This is a genomic window from Armatimonadota bacterium, assembly GCA_031459855.1.
Classification (GTDB): Bacteria; Sysuimicrobiota; Sysuimicrobiia; order Sysuimicrobiales; family Humicultoraceae; genus Fervidifonticultor; species Fervidifonticultor primus.
Window position 1 is genome coordinate 1,500,222 of sequence record JAVKHP010000001.1, and the last position, 24,742, is coordinate 1,524,963.

A 24,742-nucleotide genomic window follows, 5' to 3' on the forward strand; every position below is an offset into this window, starting at 1 on the left:
GCGCCGGCTGCTCCGGCTCATGTCCCCGCATGGCGCGGGTCCAGTGTGTCGCGCAGCGCGTCCCCCACGGCATTGTACGACAGCACCGTGAGCATGATCATGGCGCCGGGGTAGACGGCCAGGATCGGCTTCGTCCACACGTAGTGCTGGGCTCCGGTCAGCATGTTTCCCCACGTCGGCATGGGCGGCTGGACGCCCAGCCCCAGGTAACTCAGGGCCGACTCCGTGAGGATCGCGTAGGCGACGCCCAGGGTCGCCGCCACGATCATCGAGGGCAGGGCCTGCGGCAGCAGGTGGCGGAAGAGGAGGCGCGCATCGCTGGCACCGATGGCCCGCGCCGCCGCCACGAACTCCTGGGGGAGCGTGCGCAGCACCTCCGCGCGGACCACCCGGGCCACCACCATCCACCCCATGCCCCCGATGGTCAGCACCACGTTGACGATGTTGGACCCGAACACGGCCAGCACCAGCAGCGCCAGGAAGAAGGTCGGGATGGTCAGCATGCCGTCGGCGACGCGCATCACGATCGCGTCGACCACCCCGCCGTAGAAGCCGCTGACTGCGCCCAGCAACGCCCCGATGGTCATGGCCACGGCCATGGCCGCCAGCCCCACCGCCAGCGACGTCCGGGCGCCGAAGATCAGGCGCGAGAGGACGTCGCGGCCGGTCTCGTCGGTGCCCAGCGGGTGGTCCCGCGAGCGCGGCCCGAACTGGTTGAGGAGGTCGATGGCCTCCGGCGGGTGAGGGGCCAGCCGGGGGGCGAGGACCGCCACGAGGTGGACGACCAGGAGGTAGGCCAGCGCCACCAGCGCCAGCCGGTTGCGCCGGAAGCGTCGCCACAGGTGGCCCGCGCGGCGGTCGGCGGGTACCGTCGGCGCCAGGGGGATCGCGACCAGCGTGCGCTGTGCCACCGTCGCCTCCCTACCGGAGCGTGATCCGCGGGTCGAGGGCCACGTAGGCCAGGTCGGTCAGCAGGTTGCTGAGCACCACCATCCCCGAGACGAGCAGCGTCACGCCCATGATCACCGGGTAGTCGCGCGTGATCGCCGAGTCCACGGCCAGCCGGCCCAGTCCCGGCCAGGCGAAGATCGCCTCGGTGATGACCGCGCCGCCCAGCAGGCGGGGGACCAGCACGCCCAGCACCGTGACGACGGGGATGAGCGCGTTGCGCAGCGCGTGGCGGACCAGCACCGCCACCTCCCCGAGCCCCTTGCTGCGCGCCGTCCGGACGTAGTCCTGGGCGAGCACCTCGACCATGCTCGACCGCATGTAGCGCGCCAGCTGCGCCAGCGGGAACGTCGACAGCACCACCGCGGGCATGAGCAGGTGGCGCAACAGGTCGCCCCACGAGAACGCCGCGCCCACCGTGGTCATGCCCGCCGAGGGGAGCCACCCCAGGTGCACCGAGAAGACGATGATCAGCATGATCCCCAGCCAGAAGATGGGGATCGAGACGCCGAAGAACGCCGTGACCGTGGCGGCGTAGTCGAGCAGCGAGTACCGGTAGACCGCCGAGACGACCCCCAGCGGCACGGCCACCAGCACGGCCAGGACCAGCGCCGTGCCCGACAGCAACAGCGTGTTGGGGATCCGCCCGGCCAGGAGCTGGGCCGTGGGGATCCCGTGCTGGTAGGACCGCCCCAGGTTGCCCTGCAGCACGTTGCGCAGCCAGCGGGCGTACTGGACCGGAATGGGGTCGTCCAGGCCCAGGGCCTGCCGGTACTCACGGGCCAGCGTGGGGTCCACGTCGGGGTTGTTGAGCAGGGCGGGGCCGCCCGGCGCTGCGTGGACGATGGCGAAGACCACCATGCTGACCACCAGCAGCAGGAGCACGCCCTGGAGGAGTCGGCTCGCGATGTACCGGCTCACGGCGCACCGCTCACCCCACCGCCGCCAGCAGCTCCTCCACGTGCTCGATGGCCGCCTGCAGCGCGTCGGCGACGCGGTTGCGCTCGCGTACCAGCCGGGTCCGCAGGAAGCCGTACGCGTCGCTGGTGGGGTCGAGCCGGGCCAGGGCCCGCACGCGCTGCAGGCCGGGCAGCAGCGGCACCTGCAGTGCCGGGTCGTGGTGGTAGGGGCCCTCGACCGTGTACAGCACCGGGTTGAGGATGCGCGACAGGCGCATCAGGCCGCGGTTGAGGCGCGCGATGCGCGCCGCGGTCTTCCCCCGCGGCCGCGCGGGGGCGCTGGCCGCGGCCGCTGCCCGCACGCCCTCCAGCCGCGCCGCCAGGCCCTGCAGGTGCGTGGCCCGGGCCACCAGGTCGTCCAGCGCCAGCGTCCCGCCCGCAGCCTCGTGCAGCTCGCGAAGCAGCCTGACGAAGTCGCCCGCAGCGGGTACGAAGTTGAAGGGCAACACCGGCGGGACCACCAGGCGTGCCGCGATGGTGAGGTAGAGCCCGGTGTCCTGCGCCAGGATCTCGGGGTCGGCCTTGTCGAGCGTGTCGGCGGGCGTGTGCCACCACCAGCCCCCGCCGCTGCCGCCCACGGTGGCGCGGTCGGGATGGTCCAGCGGCAGCATGCGGAACGCACCCAGCGACGGCAGCCCGATGCCCCAGAACGACTGGTCGCCCGCCTTGAACGGCCGCCGGATGTTGGGCGACTGGCCCGTGACCTCGGGCACCACCTGCCGCATCAGGTCCTCGACCTCGCCCATGTTGTACCGGCAGTCGAAGATGGCGGTCTCGCGCACGCCCGGCGAGTCGATGTTGAGGTAGCCCAGGGCCCGCTGGCGCAGCTCGTCGAAGGCCGCATCCGCGTACCACGTTGACCCCGCGTAGCGGCCGTGGGAGTGCCCCGGCCACCACGCGAAGCGCAGCCCGCGGCGCAGCCATCGGCGGTGCCGGTGGGCCACGCGCGCCATCTCCATCAGGCAGGCGTCGCCGGTGGCGTTGTCGGTGATGCCCTCGTACCACGAGTCGATGTGGGCGCCCACCAGCAGGAACTCGGGCTCCGCGCCGGGCACGTCGGCCACCAGCAGCGGCAGCGTGCGCCACGTGGTCTCGGTGCGGGCCCGGATGCGCACGCGCACCGGCCCGCGGGCCAGCAGCGCCCGCAGCCGCTCGCCATCGGCCTTCGCCAGCGACAGCGCGGGAATCGTGGGCAACCGACCGATCGACTCGGGCGTGGGCGTGCCCCAGATGCTGGTGACGATCATCTCGTGGATCGCATCCTCGCCCGAGGGCCACATGTGGAGGTATGCGATGGCGCCGTGCTCCATCGCCCGCTTGACGCCATCGGGGCCGCCGGCAGTCCCCAGCACCACCTTGCCGCGGGCGTCGATCCCCTCGTACTCCGACTCCTCGCCGGTGCGGGCGAAGATCATCGCCGTGCGGTCTTCCTCCAGCGAGCCCACGAAGACCAGCTCGCCCTCCAGCCCGTCGGGCGGCGTGCTGGCCCCGAACGACCGCGGGCGGCAGGGCAGGGTCATCGGCTCCGGCGCCACCACCTCCAGGCTCGCCTCCCGCGGGAAGCTCACGAACCCGCGGAACTCGTGCAGGCGCGTGGCGATGCCGTGGCCTTGGAGCGTGGTGGCGATGTAGTCGACCGCGGCGCGCTCGTCGGGGCCCCCGGTCTCCCGGTGCCACCGCGCGAAGCGGCGCAGGTGCCCGGCGAGCCGCCGGGCCGAGACGGCCGCGCGCAGCCGGGTCTCCAGGTCGACGCGCTGTGCTACTGCCATCTGCATGCCTCCATCTGTCGGATCTGGTGTGCCGGATCTCAGGCCACCGCGACGCGTTCGACCGCCAGGAACTCGTCGATGATCCGGGCCAGGATCGTGCGGGCCAGGATCACCGGCTTCCCGGTGACCTCGCGCACGATCGTCCGCATCGCCTCGTCCATGCCCACACACGTCATCCAGACCAGGTCCACGCCCGCGTCCCGCAGGGTCTGCGCCGCCACCCGCACGTCGTGCAGGCGCTGTGGCCCCGTGTACGGCGACGCCGCCGTGACCACCGCATCGATCCCGCGCTCGGCGAACTGCCGGCGCGCCTGCTCGACCTGGCCGGGCGACGGCTTGATGACCCCCAGCCGCCAGCCCGCCGCCAGCGCTGAGATCACCGCTGGGTAGACCCTGCCCGGGTTGACGACCAGCACGGGCGAGCGGATCGCCGACCAGTCGGCCCCGCACAGGATCACGATCAGCCCGACGCCCCGCGCGACGGCCTGGTCGACCAGCGCCTGCATCCTGGGAAGGATCTTGCGATGCGAGAGGAGCGTCGACGACCCGTCGCGCAGCCGGGCGACGATGCCGACCTCCCCCGGCTCGGGAGCCAGTGCCGCCATGGCCTCACGGGAGAGGCCGTCGAGGACCCCGGCTTCCCAGATCGCGACCTTGCGTGAGAAGACCGCGGCCATGTGCGGCACCAGGTCGTCGCGGGGTGCCTGGCCTACGGTCAGCATGGCGATGGCGTCCATTGCTCTCCCTCCGGGTGCGTGCCGTCGCCCGCCCGGGTAGCGCTCGGCCCGGGCACGGGTATCTGGCGCGGAACCACCGTACTCCAGGCGGGCACGCGCACGCGGCGGTCTACTGCTGTGCAAGTACGACGCTACTTCCCGACGCGGGAAGCCAACTCCTCCGACGTCTGGCGTCTCGAGCGGCAGTAGCGGTCACCGGCTGCTGCACTCTCCGATCAGCTGTCGCCTTGGCACGCGTGACCCGGCAGAGGTGCAGCGCCCCGGCCGCTGCGGTCGTCGAAGGCCGGCTGTCGCGCCTCCACGCCCACGGCCGCGGAACCGTTTTCGCTCCGGGCCCGTATCACGTGTCGGAGCGACTGCGCACGTGGGACCCAGGGCGCGCGCTCGTCCGCCCGATCGCCCGGGGCAGTGGCGCGTGCCGGCGCGACCACGCACGTGGGCCATCGGGCGCCACAGGAGGGAGCAGTCATGCGGCAGGCGGTGTCGTGGATCGCAGTGCTCGTCGTCGTCCTTGCCCTTGCAGGGAGCGCGCCCGTGCGCGCCCAGAACGATCCGCCCGGGGCCGACCCGCCCCGGCCGCCCGACGGGGATACGGTCTCCGACGCCGACGCCCATGGCGCACCGGACCTCCTGGTCCCGCGGGCTGGGTACTCGATCTGGATCGAGGGCGACGTGGTGCGCGTGCGGTGGTCCAGCAGGGGGGCGTCCCGCCTGTTCAGCGGCGATGCCACTGCCGACCGGGCGCTCCTCGACGTCCGGGCCGTGGGCCTGGAACCCGGTGACGTCGTGCGCCGCGTCGGCAACACCGTGACCTGGCTCGCCCGCGCCCGCGGGGGTGTCGACGGCGTCGACCTCCTGGCTGCGCGCGCGACCCGCTGGGTGCGCTTCACGCTGCTGATCGACGGCCGGCTGGCGACCCGTGACGAGATCGTCCTGGGACGCGGCCTGCGCCGTCCGCCGGGCAATCCATTCGTCCTGAGCCTGGCGCCGGACTTCGGCCGCGACCGCTGGCCCCCGATCGTCCGTGGACGTCCGGGCACCGTCCTAGGGGTCGGGTACCTCATCTGGCTCGACGACGACCTCTGGCAGGTCCGTTGGGTGGGTGCGGGGCGCGAGGCCGCCGGTCTGGTGACCACCGACGGCCGGTTCCACGAGGTGCGGCGCGAGCGCCTGGAGGGCGACGACCGGATGGCGCGGGGAGGGTCGCTGGTGGCCTGGGCCGCGCGGGGCTACGACCTCGACGGCGTGGCCTTCCGCACCGACGGCAGCCGGCTCACCTTCACGCTGCTGCTGGACGGCGCCCTGGCGGCACCGCACCAGATCTGGCTGGGGGCGCGCGGCGCGCACCCGCCGCGCAATCCGTTCACGGTGGGGCGCACCGCGGTGATCTACTGACCGCCGGCTCACTGTCCCGAACCGGCGGCTGCCGGGGAACCGCCTGTCGACTCTCCGGGAAACCGGCCGTCCGGGGAACCGACGGCCGCTCGGGAGCCACCGACTGCCCGGGAGCCGCCAGCCGCCCGAGAACGACAGACTGCCCGGGAGCCACCGGTCGACCGCCTACGACTCGCCGGCCACCGACCCTGCCCGGCGGCTCAGGAACCCCATGGGCTCGGCAGGCGGCGCGCTGGCGGCAGGTCGCTGCGGGCCGAACGCCTCGCGCTCGGTCGCGCGCTTGACCGCTTCCTCGGGGCTGATGCGGCGCTGCTTGACCAGGGTCTTGAGGTGCTGGTCGAGGCTCTGCATCCCCTCGCGCGCGCCCGTCTGGATCGCCGACGGGAGCTGGTGCACCTTGTTCTCGCGGATCATGTTCCGCACCGCGGGGGTGGCCACCATGATCTCCAGGGCGGCCACCCGGCCCTGCCCGTCGAGGGTCGGGATCAGCGTCTGCGCGATCACGCCCAGCAGCGACTCCGCCAGCTGCGTGCGGATCTGCTCCTGCTGGTGCGTGGGGAAGACGTCGACGATGCGGTTGATGGTCTGCGGCGCGCTGTTGGTGTGCAGGGTGGACAGCACCAGGTGGCCCGTCTCGGCCGCGGTGAGGGCCTGCTGGATCGTCTCGAGGTCGCGCATCTCGCCCACCAGGATCACGTCGGGGTCCTCCCGCAGCGCGCTGCGCAGCGCGGCCGCGAACGACAGCGTGTGGGGGCCGACCTCGCGCTGGTTGATGTTGCACTTCTTGGGCCTGTGCACGAACTCGATGGGGTCCTCGATGGTGATGATGTGGTGCTCGCGGTGCTCGTTGATGTGGTCCACCATCGCTGCCAGCGTGGTGGACTTCCCTGAGCCCGTGGGTCCCGTCACCAGGATCAGCCCCCGGTCCCGCATGGCCAGGTCCTTGAGGATCGGCGGCATCTCCAGCTCGTCCAGCGTCCGGATCCGGTCGGGGATCAGGCGCAGCACCATGCCCTCGCCGTGGCGCTGCACGAAGGCGTTGACCCGGAAGCGGCCGACGCCGGCGAGCTCCAGCGAGAAGTCCAGGTCGTGGGTGGCCTCGAACCGGGCCTTCTGCTCGTCGGTCATGAGGTCGTAGAGCATCGCGTGCATCGCCTCGCGCGACAAGGGCGCCGCGTCCAGCCGCACCAACCGGCCGTGCACCCGCAGGCTGGGCGGCGCCCCGGCCGCCAGGTGCAGGTCGGAGGCGCCCCGTTCCTTGGTGAGGATCAGCAGGTCGGTGATGTCCATGGCGTCTGGGGGGCGAGGATGTCCATCACGGCGGCGAGCTCCGCGGGGCAAACGAGCCCGTCGTCCAGCAGGGCTGTGGCCTGCGCGCGCAGCTGCGCGTCCAGCGGCTCCGCCGCGCGCGCGAGCGCGTCGGCCCGCTGTCCGGCGCGCAGCAGCGTCCGGGTCTGCGGGTCGACCACCCACACCTGGGCGAGGAGGCGCTGCCCGCGGTAGCCGGTGAACCCGCAGGCCTCGCACCCCACCGGCAGGAAGGTGCGCCGTCCCCCGACTGCGGGTGGGGCGGCCTGCTTGCAGGCAGGACACAGCAGGCGCACGGGGCGTGCGGCGAGCACCGCGCGCAGCACGGACGCCGTCAGCGCCGTCCCCAGCGCGTCGACCATCTCGGCCAGCAGGTCGAGGGCGTTGCCCTGCGGGTGGCCCGCCAGCACCGTGGCGCGGCGGGCGGCGTCGGCCGCGGCGGCCAGCGCCTCGGGTGCGGCCACGTCGTCGATGCCGATGTAGTCGGGACGTGCGGCGGCCACCAGGCGGACCTGGGCGGCCAGCCCCTCCGGGGTGGTCAGGGTCTGGTGCAGGGTCGGCCGCCGGAACACCGGCACCGTCTCCACCGTCCAGCCCTTGCCCTGGGGCGCCGCCGCCAGCAGCCCGTGCAGCAGGGCGGCGCGCACAGCGCGGTCGACGCAGCCGACGAGGACCAGGCCGCCGGGAGGCTGCAGGGCGGCGCGCAGCGCCGCGAGCTCGCGGCCGGCGACGCCCAGCTGCGCCAGATCCGGCACGTCGCTGCGCTCCGGGTAGAGCGTGACCGTCGCGGCCGGCCCCGCCGCCGTGGGGACGAACGCTGCGACCAGGGTGAGGGCACTGCTGCCGGCGGTCACGCGCGCGGTGCCCACCCCGGCGCTCGCCTCCTGCCCGGTCAGCCGGCGCAGGTGCTCGAGGATGGCCGCGTGCAGCTCGCCGGGCGCTCCGGTCCGGTCCACCAGCACTCCCTGGATGCGGTAGCGGATCCGGCCCTCGCCGTCGGGCCCCACGTCGAGGTGGATCTCCGTGGCGCCCTGCTGGAGCGCCTGCACCAGGTGGAACTGGAGGTACTGCGCCGCAGGGCTGCCGCTCGCGGCCGACGGCGCGCGAGCGGCCCGCGGTCGCGCGAAGACCTCGTCCAGTACCGTCGCGATGTTCGACGCCAGCGCCAGCGCGCGGTTGATGCGCAGGCCCGTGCGCGCGGCCACCTCGTCGATCGTGGCCTGGTCGGTGGGGTCGGCCATCGCCAGCGTCATCTCGTGCCCGAACTTCAACACCGGCAGCACCCGCCGCTCGCGCATGAAACCCTCGGGCAACAGGCGCACGGCTTCCTCGTCCACGAGGTCGCGGGTGAGGAAGACGTACGGGTAGCCGAGCTGGTTGGCCAGCGCCCACGCGATGTCGTCCTCGGTGAGCACGCCCTGCTCGACCAGCACCTGCCCCAGGCGTTTGCCGCTGCGCGCCTGCGCCTCGATGGCCCGGGCGAGCTGGTCGCGCGTGACGAGGCCGTTGGCGACCAGGATTTCGCCCAGCAGGTCCCGGGGCCGCCGTGCGCCGTCCTCCTGCCGGTCCTGTGCTGCCGCACCCCGCCCTGGCGGCGTGGCGGCAGGCGCAGGGCTGGGGCGGTCCTGCCCCCGATCCTGCGACGCCGCGCCCGGTCGCAGCCAGCGCGCGACGCTTTGCGCGAACGTCGCAACGTCGATGGGTTTCGCGATCACGTCGGCGCACCCCGCCTGCAGCCAGAGCGCCCGATCCTCGGGGGTGACCATGGCGCTGACGGCCACGACCGGCAGCGCGGCGCCCCAGGGGCTTTCGCGCAGCCGACGCAGGACCTCGAGCCCGTGCATGTCGGGCAGGTGCATGTCGAGCAGCACGAGATCCGGCCGCGTCTCCTGCGCGAGGGCCAGCGCTTCGGCACCCGAGCGCGCCACCCTGACGTCGAAACCCTCGCGCTCGAGCACGTGGCGCACCAGCGCCAGGCTGGCCGGCTGGTCCTCCACGGCGAGCACCCGGGCGCCCGTGCGCGTGGTCATCGGTCGCAGCTGCCTGTGCTCGCTGCAGGGGGCCGCCCGGCCCCGCCGGTCCGCCGGTAGAGGTCGTCCTCCGCGTACCGCTGGCGCAACCGCGCGCCGACCCGGGCGGCCAGCTCCGCGGCGTCGAACGGTTTGGTCACGTAGTCATAGGCGCCGATATCGAAGGCGCGAACCTTGGTGTCGACGTCTGTCAACGCGGTGAGGAAGATCACCGGGATGCGGGCCGTGGTCGGGTCGGCCTGCAACGCCTGGCAGACCGCGAGGCCGTCCATCCCCGGCATGAGGATGTCCAGGAGGATGAGATCGGGCTGGAAGGCGCGCGCGGCGGCCAGCGCGTCCTGTCCCGTCGACGCGGTGGCGACCGTGCAGCGCCAGCGCTCCAGGTGCCCCGCCAGCACTGCCAGGTTGGCCGGGTGATCGTCCACCACCAGGATGCGCGGCACGCGGTCGCCGATGAACGGGGCGAGGGGCGTCTCAGGCATGGCCCGTCCCCTGGCTGTCGGTCAGGTCGTCGCGCGGCTCCTCGCGCAGAAACGCGGCCACCACGGCCGGGTCCCACTGCGTGCCCGCACCGGCGGCGAGGATCTGCCGCGCCTCCTCAGGGCTCCGCGCCGGCTGGTAGGGGCGGGGGGAGGTCATGGCGTCGTAGGCATCGGCCACCGCGACGATGCGGCCGGCCAGCGGCGTCGCCGCACCCGCCAGGCCGCGTGGATACCCCTGCCCGTCCCAGCGCTCGTGGTGGGTCCAGGCGATCGTCTCGGCCATGCGCATCAGGGGGAAGCGTCCGCCGCCCAGCAGCCGCGCGCCGATCGTCGCGTGACTCTGCACGACCGCCATCTCTGCCGGCGTCAGCGGGCCCGGCTTGAGCAGGATCTCGTCCGGCACCGCGATCTTGCCCACGTCGTGCAGGGGCGCGGTGCGCTCGATCAGCGTGACGAACGTCTCGGGCATGCCCAGGGCGCGCGCCAGCCTGGCCGCCAGGGCGCCCACACGCCGCGTGTGCTGGCCGGTGGCATCGTCGCGGAACTCCGCGGCGGCGGCCAGCCGGTCGAGGATCTCGAGCTGCGTCTGCTCCAGCTCGCGGGTGCGTGCCCGCACGCGGGCTTCGAGCAGTTCGTTCTGACGGGCGAGCGCCTGGTGGAGCCGGCGCGTGCCCAGGAGGTTGCGAATGCGCAGCAGCACCTCCGCGGGGTCGAAAGGCTTGGTGAGGAAGTCGCTGGCGCCCGCCTCGAGCGCCTGCGCGCGGGCCTGGCGCGTGGCGTCGGCTGTCAGGACCACGATGGGCAGGAACGCGCCCGCGGGCGTCCGCGCGCGCAGCCGCCGCAGCAGCGCGATGCCGTCCAGCTGCGGCATGTGCAGGTCGAGCAGCACGAGGTCGGGGGCCGTCGCGTCGAACAGCCGCTCGGCGTCGAGTGGATCGGTGGTGCTCACCAGGTCCGCGTACCCGGCCCGGTCGAGGGTGGCCTCCAGCACGCGCACGTTGGCGTACTGGTCGTCGACGATCAGAATCCGCGACCGCGCGGCCCCGGCATCCAGACCCTCTGCCGGACCCCTGCCCGGTGCCGCGCGTCCGGCGGAGGCGGTCATCTTACCGGTGGTCCGGCAACAACTGATGCAGGCGGAGCAGCCGTTGCTCGCGCTCCGCCACCAGCCGTTCGCTCACCGCACGCGCGATGGGGTCGAACAGCTCGACCAGGCCGGGCTCCCACTGGCCGTCGGCGCCAAACCACAGGACCTCCAGCGCCTCCGACGCCGACAGCGCGGGCCGGTGCGGCCGGTCGGAGGTCAGGCTGTCGAAGGCGTCGGCGATGGCGACGATGCGCGCACCGAGAGGAATCGCCTCGCCCTTGAGGCCGTCGGGGTACCCGCCGCCGCCCCACTGTTCGTGGTGTGCCCGCACGATCGCGCTCATCTGCGCGCCGTCGGCGAGCGCGGCGAGGAGGTCTGCGCCCACCACGGGATGGCGTTTCACCGCCGCGAACTCCTCGGCCGTCAGCGCCCGGGGCTGCGTCAGGATGGTCTCGGGCACCGCGATCATGCCCACGTCGTGCAGCAACGCCGCCCGCTGCACCACTGCCAGCGCCTCGTCCTCGAGCCCGGCTGCCCGCGCCAGCTCGGCGCTGTACCGCGCCACGCGCCAGGGGTGCTCGGCGCTGTGGTGGCTGCGCCGCTCGATCGCCACCGCCAGCGCCGCCAGCGCGGCCTCGGCCGCTTCGGCGGTCTGCTGCGCCCGGCGCAGCCGCACCAGCCGCCGGACCCACGACAGCAGCAGCGCCCGGTTGAACGGCTTGGGGACCACGACGTCGGCACCGCTGGTCAGCCACATGTCCTCGAGCGTCGGCACGGCCGTGAGGAACACCACCGGGAGGTGTGCCGTGGCGGGATCGGCCCGCAGCCGGGCGCAGAACGTCGGCCCGTCTTCGCCTGGCATCATCACGTCGAGCAGCACCACGTCGGGCGGATGGCGCTCCATGGCACCCCGCGCCTCGGCGGCGCTGCCCACGGCGACGACGCGGTAGCCTTCGGTGGTCAGCATGCGCTGCAGCAGGCTGCGGATGCCCGGATCGTCGTCGACAATGAGGATTATCGGTGGTTGAGCGACAGTTGACTTCGAACTCACGTGCGGCCCTCCGTCGTGGTTTTTCCCGATCCAGGGCGTCGATAGACCCCACCCGTACCTCCGCGCCGTGTTAGCCGCCGCTGCGCCGGGCATCACGGCACGCCTGCGAGGAGAGACGGTACCTCGTCGGCTCGGCGTGCGCGCGCAGCGCCCCGGGACCCCACGCCGGCGATGAAGACATCTCCCGAGGCGATCGCCGACGGCTCGCTACTTGCTGGCCGCTGCCAGGCCCACGCCGGCCAGGACGAGACCCAGCCTCGGCGATGGCCGCGCAGATGCGCTTGCGGGCCCCACGCCGGCCAGGAAGAGACCTCCCCCGAGGCGAAGACGGTGCGGGGAGGAAACCGCGATGCGGTGGACCCCGGCGCTGTGGGCGAGCCGCCGGCCGTTCGGGCTCGGCGAGCAGCGCCCCAACAACTACCTGGAGATCTGGCGGGCGCTGTGGGAGAACCGCGGCGCGCTGCCCTACGCGTGGCGCATCCTCACGCAGGGCGTCTGCGACGGGTGCGCGCTCGGCACCAGCGGGCTGCGCGACTGGACCCTGCCCGGCGTGCACCTGTGCAACGTCCGCCTGCGGCTGCTGCGGCTGAACACCGCCCCGGCCCTCGACATCCGGCTGCTGGCCGACGTGGGCCGCCTGCGCGGGCGTCCCGCCCATGCGCTGCGCGCGCTGGGCCGGCTCCCCTACCCGATGATCCGGCGCCGTGGCGAGGCCGGCTTCCGACGCGTCGCCTGGGACGAGGCCCTCGACCTGGTCGCGGCCCGCATCCGCACGGCCGGACCCGAGCGGCTGGGCGTCTACCTCACCAGCCGGGGGGTGCCCAACGAGACCTACTACGCGGCGCAGAAGGCGGTGCGCGCCATGGGCACCAACGCCATCGACAACGCCGCCCGCGTCTGCCACGCGCCCTCCACGTTCGGGCTCAAGCAGGCCCTGGGCGTGGCGGCGTCCACCTGCTCGTACACCGACTGGATCGGCACCGACCTGCTGGTGTTCATCGGGTCCAACGTGGCCAACAACCAGCCGGTGGCCATGAAGTACCTGCACTACGCGCGCAAGGCCGGCACGCGGGTCGTGTGCGTCAACCCCTACCGCGAGCCCGGCATGGCGCGCTACTGGGTCCCGTCGGTGCTCGAGAGCGCGCTGTTCGGCACGACGATCACCGACCGCTTCTTCCTGGTGAACGTGGGCGGCGACGTCGCCTTCCTCAACGGCGCCCTCAAGTGGATGCTCGCCCGCGGCTGGGTCGACCGCGCGTTCGTCGACGGGCACACCACCGGCTTCCCCGAGCTGGCAGCAGCCCTGGCCGCGCAGCCGTGGGAGGCGCTCGAGCGCGCCAGCGGCGCCTCGCGCGAGGAGATGCTGGCGTTCGCCGAGCTGGTGGGCACCGCCCGCACCGCCGTGTTCGTCTGGTCGATGGGCGTCACGCAGCACGAACACGGCGAGGACAACGTGCGGGCCATCGTGAACCTGGCCCTCGCCCGCGGCTTCGTGGGACGGCCGCACTGCGGGCTGATGCCCATCCGCGGCCACTCCGGCGTGCAGGGGGGCGCCGAGATGGGCGCCTACGCCACGGTCTTCCCCGGCGGGCTGCCCATCACGCCCGAGCACGCCCGGCGGTTCGCCGCGCTGTGGGGCTTCCCGGTGCCGGCGACGCCCGGGCTGACCGCGCCCCAGATGATCGACGCCGCTGCCGAGGGCCGCCTCGAGGTGCTCGTGTCGGTGGGCGGGAACTTCCTCGAGGTGCTGCCCGACCCGCGCTACGTGCGGGCGGCGCTGGAGCGCGTGCCGGTGCGGGTGCACCTGGACATCGTGCTCTCCACGCAGATGCTGCTCGAGCCCGGCGACGTGGTCGTCCTGCTGCCGGCGGCGACCCGCTACGAGACGCCGGGCGGGGTGACCCAGACCACGACCGAGCGGCGGGTGATCTTCAGCCCCGAGGTCCCGGGGCCCCGCATCGGCGAGGCGCGGCCCGAGTGGGAGGTGTTCATGGACCTCGCGCGGCGCGTGCGCCCCGAGTGGGCCGATCGCCTGACCTTCCGCGACACCGCGGCGATCCGCGAGGAGATCGCCCGGGCCGTGCCCTTCTACGACGGCATCCAGCGGCTGCGCCGCGCCGGCGACCAGTTCCAGTACGGCGGGCCGCACCTGTGCGCCGGCTGGACCTTTCCCACGGCCGACGGCCGGGCGCACTTCGCCGTGGTGACGCCCCCGGTGGTGGAGGTGCCCGCCGGGCAGTTCCTGCTGGCCACCCGCCGGGGCAAGCAGTTCAACAGCATCGTGCACGAGCGCACCGACGCCCTCACCGGGGCCGGACGCGACGCCGTCTTCATGCACCCCACCGACGCCGCGCGCCTGGGCCTGGCCGAGGGCGCGCCGGTGGTCGTACGCAGCGCCGCCGGCGAACTGCGCGGCCGCGTGCGGCTGGCGCCGGTGAAACCCGGCAACCTCGAGGTGCACTGGCCCGAGGGCAACGTGCTGCTCGACCGGCGGCGACGGTCGCGCGAAGCGGGCATCCCCGACTACAACGCGGTGGTCACGGTGACGCCCGCCGCGGTGGCGCAGCCGGCCGCCGCGGCGGCGGGGGTTGCGTCGGTTGCCACGAACCCGCACGGCGACCCCGTGGTGCAGCGGGTGCAGCCGGTCACCGCGCCGGTGGACGCCGCACCGGTTGATGCCGCACCGGTGGATGTCGCGCCGGGCGCCAGGGCGCCCCAGGCGTAGGGCGCCTGCCGCCGCCATGGACGCGCGCCCATCCAGCAAGACCCGCCTCGACCTGATCGAGGTGGAGGCGGGCCGCCGCCGCTCCCGCACCGACCTGGTGGTGACCGAAGAGCCTCTCGAGATCCGCCTGGCCGCGGGCGGCGAGCGGCGCACCGTCGCCGTCACCATGCGCACGCCCGGCGCCGACTTCGAGCTGGCGGCCGGGTTCCTGCTGGGGGAAGGCGTCGTCGCCGGCCGCGACGCCATCGCCCGCATCGCCTACTGCACCGATCCCGACCTGGACGCCGCCCAGCAGTACAACGTCGTACAAGTGACGCTGCGCGCCGATCGCCTGCCGCCACTGCAGTCGCTGGAGCGGCACTTCTACACCACCAGCGCGTGCGGCGTGTGCGGGAAGGCCAGCCTGGAGGCGCTGCGGGCCCGGGGCCTGCGCCCGCCCGCCGGCGAGGTTGCGGTCAGCGCCGACGTGCTGCGCGCGCTGCCCGGCCGCCTGCGCCAGGCCCAGGGGTTGTTCGCGGCCACCGGCGGGCTGCACGCCGCCGCGCTCTTCACCGCGCAGGGCGACCTGCTGGCGGTGCGCGAGGACGTGGGCCGGCACAACGCGCTGGACAAGCTGGTCGGCTGGGCGCTGCTCACCGACAGGCTTCCGCTGTCCGCGCATGTCCTCCTGGTGAGCGGGCGCGCCAGCTTCGAGCTGGTGCAGAAGGCGCTCGCCGCGGGCGTGCCCGTCTTCTGCGCCATCTCGGCGCCCAGCAGCCTGGCGGTGGCGCTGGCCCGCGAGTTCGGGGTGACCCTGGTGGGCTTCCTGCGGGGCGAGCGGTTCAACGTGTACGCGGCGCCGGCGCGGGTGCGCGTGGCGCCCGAGGGCGAGCCGCCGGTCGCGAGCGATGCCCGGGCCGCCCGCGGGTCCCCGAGCGATGCCCGCGCCCCCCGTGGATCCGCCGGGCTCGCGCGGTAGGCTACGCCGACCGCCCGCGTCCTCCACCAGCAGCACCGGCCTCCCATGCAACTGCAGACTCCGCACGGCAAGCCACCCGCGCCGGCCATCCATGGAACCCCCGAGTTCCCGGCGTACCGCCCGGATCGGTCACCGACCGGCTACTCCGCGGCGATCTCCCTCGCGCGCACCAGATCGTCTGGCGTATTGATGTTGAAGAAACTGTGCAGCTCGGGGTCGTCTGCCCTGAGCACCTCCTCGGACACGTAGGCCACGCGCGAGCCCAGGGCGTCCAGCAGGGCGTGCATCGCGCGCCGGGGCCCGGACAGCAGGTCTTCGGCCACCGAGGCCACGCGCGCCGCATACACCGCGCACAGCGGCTGCGCCCGTCCGCCCACCACGGGCACCACCGCATCCTGGCCCCCGGCCCGGGCGATCGCGATGAGGCGGGCGAGCACCGCCGGCGCGACGAAGGGCATGTCGACCGCAACCACCGCCGCCAGCGCAGCCTCCCCCCCGGCGGGCTCGCCCGGCGCACCTTCCAGGAAGCGCAGCCCGGTCGCCAGCCCTCCCAGCGGCCCCGCCTCGGGCCACCGGTCGGCGACGACCGCGACCTGGCTCTCGCGCGGCGTTGCCACGGAGGCGAGCAGGGCACGGGCCGCCGGCGCCGACGCCGCCACCACGATCACGGGCCGACAGACCGCCGCCAGGCGCCGCACCGCCCGCGCCAGCAGCGTCTCGTCGCCCAGGCGCAACGCCGCCTTGTCGACGCCCAGGCGTCGGCTGCGGCCGCCGGCGAGCACGATGCCTGCGTTCCAGAGCGAGTGGGTGTCCTTCAGCGGTCCCCCGGCACACCCGCGCGCGGCACCGATCCCGGCGGGCCGCGTGGGGCACATGCTCCTGGTTAGTGCGCGCTAGGGCAGCGCCTGGACCCGCTGCGAGGACCCGTCACTGTTGAGGGTCAACGTGATCGTCACGCCAAGCGCGGGCGCACACTCGATGGGCGGTGAGGCGCCCGTGGCCTTAACCTGGATCTGAGTGTCCGTCGCTGCCTCCACGCTATAGGTCCAGCACGACGATGGCGCCGGGGTGAAGCCCAGGCGGGCCTGCACGTTGCTGGTGTCGATCCCCTCCCATGACTCGTGCTGCTGGTAGTAGGCCCAGGCCAGGGTCTTCACTTCCTGCAGGATGTGGTTCGCCTCGGCGATCAGTGCGTTGCGGCGCGCCGCCAGGTACCGCGGCACCGCGATGGCCAGCAGGATACCGATAATGGCCAGGACCGTGACGAGCTCGAGCAGCGTCAAGCCGCTCTCGGTGCGCCTGGCGGCGTGCCCTCCGTTGGCGGGCGCCCGCGGAGAGCGGTTGGACACGGGCGTGCGCGGCGCGGCCGTTCCCCATGCGGACATGCGCGTCGACACAGGCACCCCCCACGTGCTCGGTGTCGCGAACGCTCGACATCGAGGTCGCATCCCTGTATGTTGCCAGCAACGCCCGCACGCGCCAAAGGCGTGTCGGCGGCGACGCCAAGGTCGCACTTCTGTTATGATACGGTACCCCCGCGGCCCTGTTTGTAGACCCTGCGCGCGGACGCCTGCGCGCGACTACGCTTGTCTGCGCCAGGTCGAAGCATAGGCCCGCATGGAGGTGTCGACCTCACAGGGCTTCAGCCAGCAGGCGCGCTGCCTCGCCGGGCTGAGGAAACCGGCCGGCGCTGGCCTTGTTGAAGATCGTGCGCCTGCCGGCGAAGATGGCGAACCGCCCACCCGACGACGGGACGATCACCACCGACGCGATGCGGTCCGCGTGCTCGCCGAGCAGCTCCTCCGCCACACGGGCGGCGTGTCCTTCGTACCCTCATTCCGCGCAGTACTCGATGCGCACCGTAATGCGCTCGGGCATCTGTCACCTCCGGGTGCGCTCCCGCAAGCCCACGTGGGAGAACGAAATTCTTCTACAATAGTCTTCTACAAAGTTGGCGGGAGATCCCGGTCACCCTGCTGCAGGCGGCTGCCACTCTAGAATAGCCCGTTCGGGTGCTCGCACGTGCGACGGACTGGCGGTGCCGCGGCTGCAGGCCCGTGACCCTGGAGCTGTGTGGTTGGCTGATTGTGCGGGACGACGAGCTGAGGATACAGCCACCGCGGTCCCAAACCTACGGTCAGCTGTCCATGGATCGCGCGCGGAGGTGAGCCGGCGATACCGCGGCGGCGGGCGCCCCGTCCCGTAGGTGGCCGTTGGGTGGCGGTTGGGTGGCCGTTGGGCGGCCGTTGTAGATGGGCCCGTTGCGTTTCCCGTTATGGAAGAGGTACCGTTACTCCCCCATCGAGGATCCACGCCAGCACCCGCGGCAGCACCATCCCGGACGGCCGCACGACGGCGTTGCGGCCGACCAGCAACACCACGATGCGGTCGGCGATCAAGCGGCCGGTGGCCGCCCGCCAGCCGTCGACCCTGATCAGGTCGTCCGGGGCCAGGGCGGCGGCCGACGTCCGCAGCCCTGTCACGTGGCTGGTCGCCGTGACGAGCACCTCGACCGTCCTGTCGCCGACGGCCAGCGTCAGCACGTCGCCGGTACGGGCGACGACGAACCCCTTGGTGGACTGGTAGATCCGGAGGGAGGGCCCGGTTTGGATGGTCGGGACGCCAGGTGCGGTCGTGGTGGCCAGAGCGACGAGCGCGGTCTGGCTGGTCGAAGCGACGGATATCGTCTGATCGGTCGGAGCGCCGGATATGGTCTGGCTGGCCGGAGGAATGTGCAGGGTCCGGCTGCCGCGGACAGCGGGCACGGTTTGGTCGGCGAGGGCCATGGTTGGAGCGAGCGGTGTCGCGGGGGCGTGCGCAAGCGCGGGGCTTCCCGGGCCTGTCAGGACCAGTAGCACGATCCAGAGGACCCCTAGCACGAGCACGGCGCAGGGCACGCCTCGCACGGTCCAGGGCACGCCGGCGCGCAACATGGGCAACTCCCTCCCCGTCACGGTCGGCCCTCCGGCGGCCTGTTGCGTCCAGCGTGCAGAGGATACGGTGGAAATACCATGGCGGGCAGGTGGGGAAAAGGTCCGGGTTTGGTTCCGGTACCATCTGGGCCCCGGGCACTCATGATGCATAGGTCAAAGATACTCAACCGGCGTAGCCCAGGGGACCTGAGGGTGACAAACGTAGGGGGGCATGGGGGAATCTCCACGTCCGCGAGCCCAGCACAGCCCTTTACGGCCGAGGGGGGTTGCGCCCAGGTGGTACTCTATGGGGCGGGTCCGGGACGTGATGGGGCCGGTTCGGATGTACTGTGCCCCGCAGCATGCCCTGCTGCGCGATCCATCTAACCTGGATCTACCGGAAGCCGCACCGTCTGGCCCGGCTTCTGCGGGGGTGCGTCTGGTGCGGTGCGTCCGGGTATTCGGGCATGAGAGATTGGGGAGTCGTGACGCTACCCGTACCTGGGGGCGCCGAACGCTGTTTCACTGAGGTGTAGTCTGACCGTCGCGTACTTTTCCATGGAAGTCGGTCTCGAGCCCGGCATGCCGACCTACAGCGGCGGCCTGGGGGTGCTGGCCGGCGATACCTTGCGGGCCGCGGCCGACCGGGGGCTGCCCATGGTGGGCCTGACCCTGCTCCACCGGGGCGGGTACTTCCGCCAAGTACTCGACGAGCACGGGCATCAGTCCGAGCTGCCGGTCAGTTGGGAGCCCGAGGCCTACATGCGGCCGCTGCCTACCACGGTCACGGTGACGATCGAGGGCCGGCCCGTGCAGGTGCAGCCGTGGCGCTACCTGGTGCGGGGCGTGAACGGCCACGGCGTGCCCGTGCTGTTCCTCGACGCCGCGCTACCCGCCAACGCCCCGGAAGATCAGGCCCTGACAGGTGTGCTCTACGGCGGCGACGCCCGCTACCGCCTCGCGCAAGAGGTGCTGCTCGGCTACGGGGGCATCGCAGTGCTTCGGGCGCTGGGCTACACCGACGTGCGGGCCTACCACATGAACGAAGGCCACTCGGCGTTGCTCACCCTGGCGCTCCTGGAGGAGCGCACGCGCGGCCGCGGCCTGCGCAGCGCGACCGACGCCGACCTCGAGGCCGTGCGCCGCCAGTGCGTCTTCACCACCCACACGCCCGTGCCCGCCGGGCACGATCAGTTCGGCATCGACCTCGTGCGTCAAGTGCTGGGCGCCGAGCGCGCCGCCTTCCTCGAAGGCTCGCCCGCCTGCCCCGGCGGCGTGCTGAACATGACGGCGCTCGCGCTGTACCTGGCGCGCTACGTCAACGGTGTGGCGATGCGCCACAGCGAGGTCTCGCGGCACCTGTTCCCCGCCTACCCGATCAACGCCATCACCAACGGCGTGCACGCCGTCCACTGGACCTCGCCACCCTTCGCCCGGCTGTACGACCGACACATCCCGGAGTGGCGGCGGGACAACCTCTACCTGCGGTACGCTGTGGGCATCCCGCTGGAGGAGATCCAGGCCGCCCACGCCGAGGCCGAGGCTGCGCTGCTCGCCGAGGTCGAACGCCGCACCGGAAGGCGGCTCGCCCCCGGGGTACTCACCCTGGCCTTCGCCCGTCGCGCCACCGCCTACAAGCGGGCCGACCTGCTGCTGAGCGATCCCGAGCGGCTACGGCGGATCGCACAGCAGAGCGGGGGGCTCCAGGTGCTCTACGCCGGCAAAGCGCACCCGCGCGACGACGACGGCAAGGCGCTCATCCGCCGCGTGTTCGGCATCGCGGCGGCGCTGCGCGACGCCGTGCCCATCGTCTACCTGGAAGAGTACGATCTGGCGCTGGCGCGCCTGCTGTGTGCCGGTGCGGACGTGTGGCTCAACACCCCGCAGAAACCGCAGGAGGCCTCCGGCACCAGTGGCATGAAGGCCGCGCTGAACGGCGTGCCCAGCCTGAGCGTGCTCGACGGCTGGTGGATCGAAGGGCACGTCGAGGGAGTGACCGGGTGGGCCATCGGCGACAGCAGCCCCGCCAGCGATCCCGTCGCCGAGGCCGCCAGCCTCTACCACCAGCTCGAAGCGGTCGTCGCGCCGCTGTTCTACCACCGTCCCGACGAGTTCCTACGCGTGCGCCGGGCCGCCATCGCGCTGAACGCCGCGTTCTTCAACGCGCAGCGCATGCTGGATCAGTACATCAGGAACGCGTACGTGGCCGAGTAGCGTCCCGCTGGCCATCCCAGGCAGTAGCCCCGCGCGGCCCGGAGGCGCTCCGCGACGCTCGTCCACCGTAGACACCCGGTGTAACACTTAGCGTAAACGCCCAGCGTAAACCACCCAGGGTAACCACCGAGGGTAACCACCCAGGGTAAGCACCCAGGGTAACCACCCAGGGTAACCACCCAGGGTAACCACCCAGGGTAACCACCCAGGGTAACCACCCGGGTTCGACACAACTGCGTCCAGCGGCCCCTGTGCCGCAGCAGCCGTCCCCTGTCGACGCCCGCACCCTAGTTCGACAGCCCGGGTGTACGAACTGTTAGTACACCCGCCTGATTCTTCTAGGGAAACACCATCGCGTACTAACTGTTAGTACACCCGGCCGTTTCCACTACGATCGTGTGTTCGGGGTACCCGCGCCCCAGCGCTCATCGCCGCGGGGTGTTGACGCTCCCCGACTGCGCCCGGGCTGCCGTCCCTGCCACTCGTCGACCAGCGTGCCGTCCCACAGGTCGGCGCCGTCCAGGTAGCCGGCGCGCGCGATCATGTGGGCCGCTACAGGCGCCGTCAGCAGCACGAAGACCACCGCGGCGAGAGCCCGCGTCCGCACGCCCGGATCGTCGGTAGCCAGCGCCACGGCCAGCAGCAGGCAGCCCGTCCCCAGCGTGGTCGCTTTGCTGGCCGGCTGCATGCGGGTGAAGAGGTCGGGCATGCGAGCCACGCCCAGCGCGGCCAGCAGTACGAACAGGCTTCCGAACACGAGCAGCCCGGCGAGCAGCCACTCCGCCACCGGCACCAGGACCGGCAGCATCATCGTCGGGTTCTCCGTTCGAGGTAGCGGGCGAACGCCACCGTGCTGAGGAAGCCGATCAACGCCAGCACGATCGCGGCATCCAGAAGGGCCGCCTCGCCGGTCTGGATCACGTAGACCGCGATGAGGCCCACCACGATCAATGCGGTGAGGTCCAGGGCCACCACGCGGTCGGCCAGGTGGGGGCCGCGCACGAGCCGGGAGAACGCCAGGACCAGCGCTGCGCTGAGCAGCACTTGCGCGAGGGGCACCACCACGGCCAACGGCCCTCCCCGCGTGAGCGCCAAGTCTCCAGCTGGAAGCGCCGCGCCCGGGCCCTGCGCCATCGCCCCTGCATCAAGGACCACGGCCCCAACACCCGGCACCACGGCCCCAACACCCGGCACCGCCATCCCGACACCCGCCACCGCCATCCCGGCACCCAGCACCACCGCTCCAACGCCCAGCACCATCGCGCTCACGCGCATCCCCATCCCCCGCTCACCGGAACAACTCCAGCACCCGCCGCTCGAGCTGGTCCTTCAGGCGCCGCCGGAATGCCTCCACGTCGTCGATGTACATGGCGTGGATGTAGAGGACACGGCGGTCGGGCGTGACGTCCAGGCTGAGGGTCCCCGGGGTCAGGGTGATGAGGTTGGCGAACAACGTGATCTCGGCGTCAGTCTGTACGTCGAGGGGGATCGCCAGGATGCCGGGCCGCATGTGGTGCGTGCGCGTTACGACGTCGTAAGCCACGCGCAGGTTCGCCAGCAGCAGCTCCCACAGGTAGAACAACGCGAAGCCCAGCGCCAGGCGCAGCCGGCGTCCGTAGCGCCCGTCGCCGCCGCCCGCCAGCCGCAGCGCCGCGAACCCCAGCAGGAACCCGACCGCGAAGTTGGCGAACGTGAAGCGCCCCGTCACCGCCATCCAGACCAGGGCCAGCAGCACGTTGGCGAGCAGGGGCGTCACCGGGCGTCTCCTAGCACGGCCCGTACGTAACCCGTCGGGTCGGCCAGCTGCGCCGCGGCGCGCGCCGTGAGCCTGAACGCGGGCTCGGCGAGGAGCCCGAACAGCACGGTGATGACGGCCAACCCCACGATGGGCGCCAGCATCGCGAGGGTTCGTCCGCGGGCCTGCGCACCCGCGCCATGCGAGCGTACACTCCCGCGCACACCAGCCGTGCGCACACCACGCGCACCCACCGCCGGCAGACCCGCCTCCTCCCTTCCCATCGACGGCAACAGCCGCTCCTCGGGCTCGAGGACCACCTCCGGGGCGTCCTTCCAGAACACCTCGTGCCAGATCTTGGTCATCGAGAACAGCGTGAGCAGGCCCACCACCAGCGCCGTGGCCACGATGGCGTAGGCTGCGCCCGCCAGCCCCGCCTGCACCAGCGCCAGCTTGGCCGCGAACCCCGACAGCGGCGGCATGCCCGCCAGCGACAGCGCGGGAATCGCGAACAGCAGTGCCAGCGCGGGCGCGTCGCGGTAGAGGCCACCCAGCGGTGCCAGCGCATACGTCCCCCGCAACCGCCACACCGCACCGCTGACCAGGAACAGGTTGGTCTTCACGATGATGTGGTGCACGATGTAGAAGATGCTCCCCGCCAGCGCCGCCGGCGTGTAGAGCCCCAGGCCCATGATCATGTACCCGATCTGGCTGATGATGTGAAACGAGAGGATCCGCCGGAACTCACGCTGGGCCACCGCCCCCAGCACCCCTGTGACCATCGTGAGTCCGGCGAGCACCAGGATCACCCGGTGCGTGGTCCCCGGGTCGTGCACGAACAGCAGGGTGAAGACGCGCAGCAGGGCGTAGACGCCCACCTTGGTCAGCAGGCCCGCGAACACGGCCGAGGTGGCCGCCGGGGGCGTGTGGTACGATGCCGGCAGCCAGAAGAACAGCGGGAACACCGCCGCCTTGATGCCGAACGCCGCCAGGAAGAGCATGGCCAGCGTGGTCTGCAGCCCCGGGCTCGCCACCTGGGGGAGCCGGCGCGACAGGTCGGCCAGGTTCAGCGTGCCCGCCACCCCGTAGAGGATCCCCACGGCCGTGAGGAACAGCGCCGAGGCCAGCAGGTTGATGGTCACGTACTTGATCGTGCCTTCCATCTGGGCGCGCTCGCCGCCCAACGCCAGCAGCGCGAACGAGCCGATCAGCATCACCTCGAACCACACGTAGAGGTTGAACACGTCGCCGGCCAGGAACGCGCCGCAGACGCCCAGCAGCAGCACGTGGTACAGCGCTTGGTAGCCGAAGGCCTCCCGCCGGGCGTCCATCGTGCCCAGCGCGTAGGTGGCCACCGCGAGCCCCACCAGGCCCGTCACCGCCACCATGATCGCCGCGAAGAGGTCGGCCACCAGCGTGATGCCAAACGGCGCGGGCCACCCGCCGGCCTGCGTGGCCGTAATACCCCGCGCTGCGACCGTCCACAGCAGGAAGAGTCCGGCTCCCAGCAGCCCGGCCGCGCCCGCCAGGCTCAGGCGCCGCTGCACGGCGGGCCGGCCCCACGCCAGCAGGCAGGCCACGGCCGTGCCCAGGGGGATGAGCAGCGGCAGTGCCAGGACGGCTGTCACGTGTCCGTGCTCCGCATCGCGTCGAGGTCGTCGGTGCCCACGGTCTGCACCACCCGGTGGACCAGCACCACCATGAACGCCAGCACGCCGAAGCCGATCACGATCGCCGTCAGGATCAACGCCTGGGCCACCGGATCGGCAGTGGGACCCGGTGGTGCCACGGCGCCCGGTGGGACGATCGGCGGCCGCGCGCGCACCAGGCCCGCGGAGGTGAAGATCACCAGGTTGGTGGCGTTGTTCAACAGGGCCAGGCCGATCAGCAGCTTCACGATGCTGCGGCGCAGCATCATGTACAGGCCGACGGCGTACAGCCCGCCGATCACCAGCGCCAGCAGTCCCGTCACCCCAGCCCTCCTCCGGCGCCCAACGGTCCCATGACCTCAGCTCTCCTCCGCCAGCGACAGCACGATCACCAGCGTCGCGCCCACCACGACGAGGAAGACGCCGACGTCGAACAACAGCGGGGTACCCACCTCCAGGGCGCGGCCGCCCCCCAGCGACACCGCCACCCACAGGCCCGCCAGCAACCCGCGCCCCGCCGCGAGCCCGGCCAGCGCGCTCGTAGCGGCCACGAGCAGGCCCGCGCCGATCAGGCGCAGCGGGTCGGCGCGCAGCAAGCGCCGCGCCGCGTCCGGCCCTTCCGCGAACGCCACCAGCGCCACCGCTCCCGCAGCCACCAGCCCGGCCGCGAACCCCCCGCCTGGCTCGTGGTGCCCGCGCACGAGCAGGAAGGCGGCAAACAGCAGCAGCAGGGGCAACAGGAACCGCGCGGCCGCACTGAGGATCACCGACCGCACCGACCCT

23 protein-coding genes are annotated in these 24,742 nt (G+C 72.6%); 4 read left to right on the forward strand and 19 right to left on the reverse strand.

Annotated features, from left to right (window positions below; genetic code table 11):
* Nucleotides 1–17: 17 nt before the first annotated feature.
* The 4 genes from QN157_06815 to QN157_06830 are packed head-to-tail and all read right to left on the reverse strand — an operon-like array spanning nt 18 to nt 4,413.
* The gene (locus QN157_06815) at nt 18–911 is read right to left on the reverse strand and encodes an ABC transporter permease (protein MDR7555304.1); all 894 of its coding nucleotides are present in this window, start codon (nt 909–911) and stop codon (nt 18–20) included.
* Nucleotides 912–921: 10 nt separating this feature from the next.
* Nucleotides 922–1,869, reverse strand: coding sequence for an ABC transporter permease (locus tag QN157_06820; protein MDR7555305.1), 948 nt, complete (start codon nt 1,867–1,869; stop codon nt 922–924).
* 10 nt (nt 1,870–1,879) lie between these two features.
* The gene (locus tag QN157_06825; GenBank protein ID MDR7555306.1) at nt 1,880–3,676 is read right to left on the reverse strand and encodes a M28 family peptidase; all 1,797 of its coding nucleotides are present in this window, start codon (nt 3,674–3,676) and stop codon (nt 1,880–1,882) included.
* A gap of 38 nt (nt 3,677–3,714) precedes the next feature.
* Nucleotides 3,715–4,413, reverse strand: a complete 699-nt coding sequence (locus QN157_06830; protein MDR7555307.1) for an AroM family protein — start codon at nt 4,411–4,413, stop codon at nt 3,715–3,717.
* A gap of 468 nt (nt 4,414–4,881) precedes the next feature.
* On the opposite strand from QN157_06830, the gene QN157_06835 reads away from it, so the two are divergent.
* Nucleotides 4,882–5,808, forward strand: a complete 927-nt coding sequence (locus QN157_06835; protein ID MDR7555308.1) for a hypothetical protein — start codon at nt 4,882–4,884, stop codon at nt 5,806–5,808.
* A gap of 165 nt (nt 5,809–5,973) precedes the next feature.
* Here the strand turns inward: QN157_06835 and QN157_06840 are convergent, their stop codons facing one another.
* From QN157_06840 to QN157_06860, 5 genes are read right to left on the reverse strand one after another with little or no spacing between them, the layout of a single operon-like run.
* Nucleotides 5,974–7,098, reverse strand: coding sequence for a type IV pilus twitching motility protein PilT (locus tag QN157_06840; protein MDR7555309.1), 1,125 nt, complete (start codon nt 7,096–7,098; stop codon nt 5,974–5,976).
* On the reverse strand, nt 7,077–9,146 hold the full coding sequence (locus tag QN157_06845; GenBank protein MDR7555310.1) for a response regulator: 2,070 nt from the start codon (nt 9,144–9,146) through the stop codon (nt 7,077–7,079). The genes QN157_06840 and QN157_06845 overlap by 22 nt, the downstream gene beginning before the upstream one ends.
* Nucleotides 9,143–9,628: a response regulator gene (locus QN157_06850; protein MDR7555311.1), complete on the reverse strand. Its 486-nt coding sequence runs from the start codon at nt 9,626–9,628 to the stop codon at nt 9,143–9,145. Before QN157_06850 ends, QN157_06845 begins: the two co-directional genes overlap by 4 nt.
* Nucleotides 9,621–10,733, reverse strand: a complete 1,113-nt coding sequence (locus QN157_06855; protein MDR7555312.1) for a response regulator — start codon at nt 10,731–10,733, stop codon at nt 9,621–9,623. Before QN157_06855 ends, QN157_06850 begins: the two co-directional genes overlap by 8 nt.
* 1 nt (nt 10,734) lies before the next feature.
* Nucleotides 10,735–11,766, reverse strand: coding sequence for a response regulator (locus QN157_06860; GenBank protein ID MDR7555313.1), 1,032 nt, complete (start codon nt 11,764–11,766; stop codon nt 10,735–10,737).
* A 349-nt stretch (nt 11,767–12,115) separates the two neighbouring features.
* On the opposite strand from QN157_06860, the gene QN157_06865 reads away from it, so the two are divergent.
* Both QN157_06865 and fdhD read left to right on the forward strand, forming a co-directional pair.
* Nucleotides 12,116–14,491: an FdhF/YdeP family oxidoreductase gene (locus QN157_06865; GenBank protein ID MDR7555314.1), complete on the forward strand. Its 2,376-nt coding sequence runs from the start codon at nt 12,116–12,118 to the stop codon at nt 14,489–14,491.
* Between the two features lie 16 nt (nt 14,492–14,507).
* Nucleotides 14,508–15,449: a formate dehydrogenase accessory sulfurtransferase FdhD gene (fdhD, locus tag QN157_06870; GenBank protein MDR7555315.1), complete on the forward strand. Its 942-nt coding sequence runs from the start codon at nt 14,508–14,510 to the stop codon at nt 15,447–15,449.
* A gap of 140 nt (nt 15,450–15,589) precedes the next feature.
* On the opposite strand, the gene QN157_06875 is transcribed toward fdhD, so the two are convergent.
* The 4 genes from QN157_06875 to QN157_06890 form a co-directional block, all read right to left on the reverse strand.
* The gene (locus QN157_06875) at nt 15,590–16,324 is read right to left on the reverse strand and encodes a molybdenum cofactor guanylyltransferase (protein MDR7555316.1); all 735 of its coding nucleotides are present in this window, start codon (nt 16,322–16,324) and stop codon (nt 15,590–15,592) included.
* Nucleotides 16,325–16,342: 18 nt separating this feature from the next.
* On the reverse strand, nt 16,343–16,798 hold the full coding sequence (locus QN157_06880) for a prepilin-type N-terminal cleavage/methylation domain-containing protein (GenBank protein ID MDR7555317.1): 456 nt from the start codon (nt 16,796–16,798) through the stop codon (nt 16,343–16,345).
* Between the two features lie 283 nt (nt 16,799–17,081).
* Complete coding sequence (locus tag QN157_06885) at nt 17,082–17,327, reverse strand: Rdx family protein (GenBank protein MDR7555318.1); 246 nt, start codon at nt 17,325–17,327, stop codon at nt 17,082–17,084.
* A gap of 395 nt (nt 17,328–17,722) precedes the next feature.
* The gene (locus QN157_06890; GenBank protein MDR7555319.1) at nt 17,723–18,235 is read right to left on the reverse strand and encodes a hypothetical protein; all 513 of its coding nucleotides are present in this window, start codon (nt 18,233–18,235) and stop codon (nt 17,723–17,725) included.
* A gap of 663 nt (nt 18,236–18,898) precedes the next feature.
* Here QN157_06890 and glgP point away from each other — a divergent pair.
* The gene (gene glgP / locus QN157_06895; protein ID MDR7555320.1) at nt 18,899–20,575 is read left to right on the forward strand and encodes an alpha-glucan family phosphorylase; all 1,677 of its coding nucleotides are present in this window, start codon (nt 18,899–18,901) and stop codon (nt 20,573–20,575) included.
* A gap of 388 nt (nt 20,576–20,963) precedes the next feature.
* On the opposite strand, the gene mnhG is transcribed toward glgP, so the two are convergent.
* From mnhG to QN157_06925, 6 genes are all read right to left on the reverse strand, one after another.
* Nucleotides 20,964–21,386, reverse strand: a complete 423-nt coding sequence (gene mnhG, locus QN157_06900) for a monovalent cation/H(+) antiporter subunit G (protein MDR7555321.1) — start codon at nt 21,384–21,386, stop codon at nt 20,964–20,966.
* A complete protein-coding gene (locus tag QN157_06905) occupies nt 21,383–21,646 on the reverse strand; it encodes a monovalent cation/H+ antiporter complex subunit F (protein MDR7555322.1) in 264 nt (87 codons plus the stop codon). Before QN157_06905 ends, mnhG begins: the two co-directional genes overlap by 4 nt.
* 217 nt (nt 21,647–21,863) lie before the next feature.
* Nucleotides 21,864–22,331, reverse strand: a complete 468-nt coding sequence (locus QN157_06910; protein MDR7555323.1) for a Na+/H+ antiporter subunit E — start codon at nt 22,329–22,331, stop codon at nt 21,864–21,866.
* On the reverse strand, nt 22,328–23,938 hold the full coding sequence (locus QN157_06915; GenBank protein ID MDR7555324.1) for a Na+/H+ antiporter subunit D: 1,611 nt from the start codon (nt 23,936–23,938) through the stop codon (nt 22,328–22,330). Before QN157_06915 ends, QN157_06910 begins: the two co-directional genes overlap by 4 nt.
* Nucleotides 23,935–24,282 (reverse strand): Na+/H+ antiporter subunit C, encoded by a 348-nt coding sequence (locus QN157_06920; GenBank protein MDR7555325.1) that lies wholly within the window; start codon nt 24,280–24,282, stop codon nt 23,935–23,937. The genes QN157_06915 and QN157_06920 overlap by 4 nt, the downstream gene beginning before the upstream one ends.
* Before the next feature lie 36 nt (nt 24,283–24,318).
* Nucleotides 24,319–24,735: a Na+/H+ antiporter subunit B gene (locus QN157_06925; GenBank protein MDR7555326.1), complete on the reverse strand. Its 417-nt coding sequence runs from the start codon at nt 24,733–24,735 to the stop codon at nt 24,319–24,321.
* Nucleotides 24,736–24,742 lie beyond the last annotated feature (7 nt).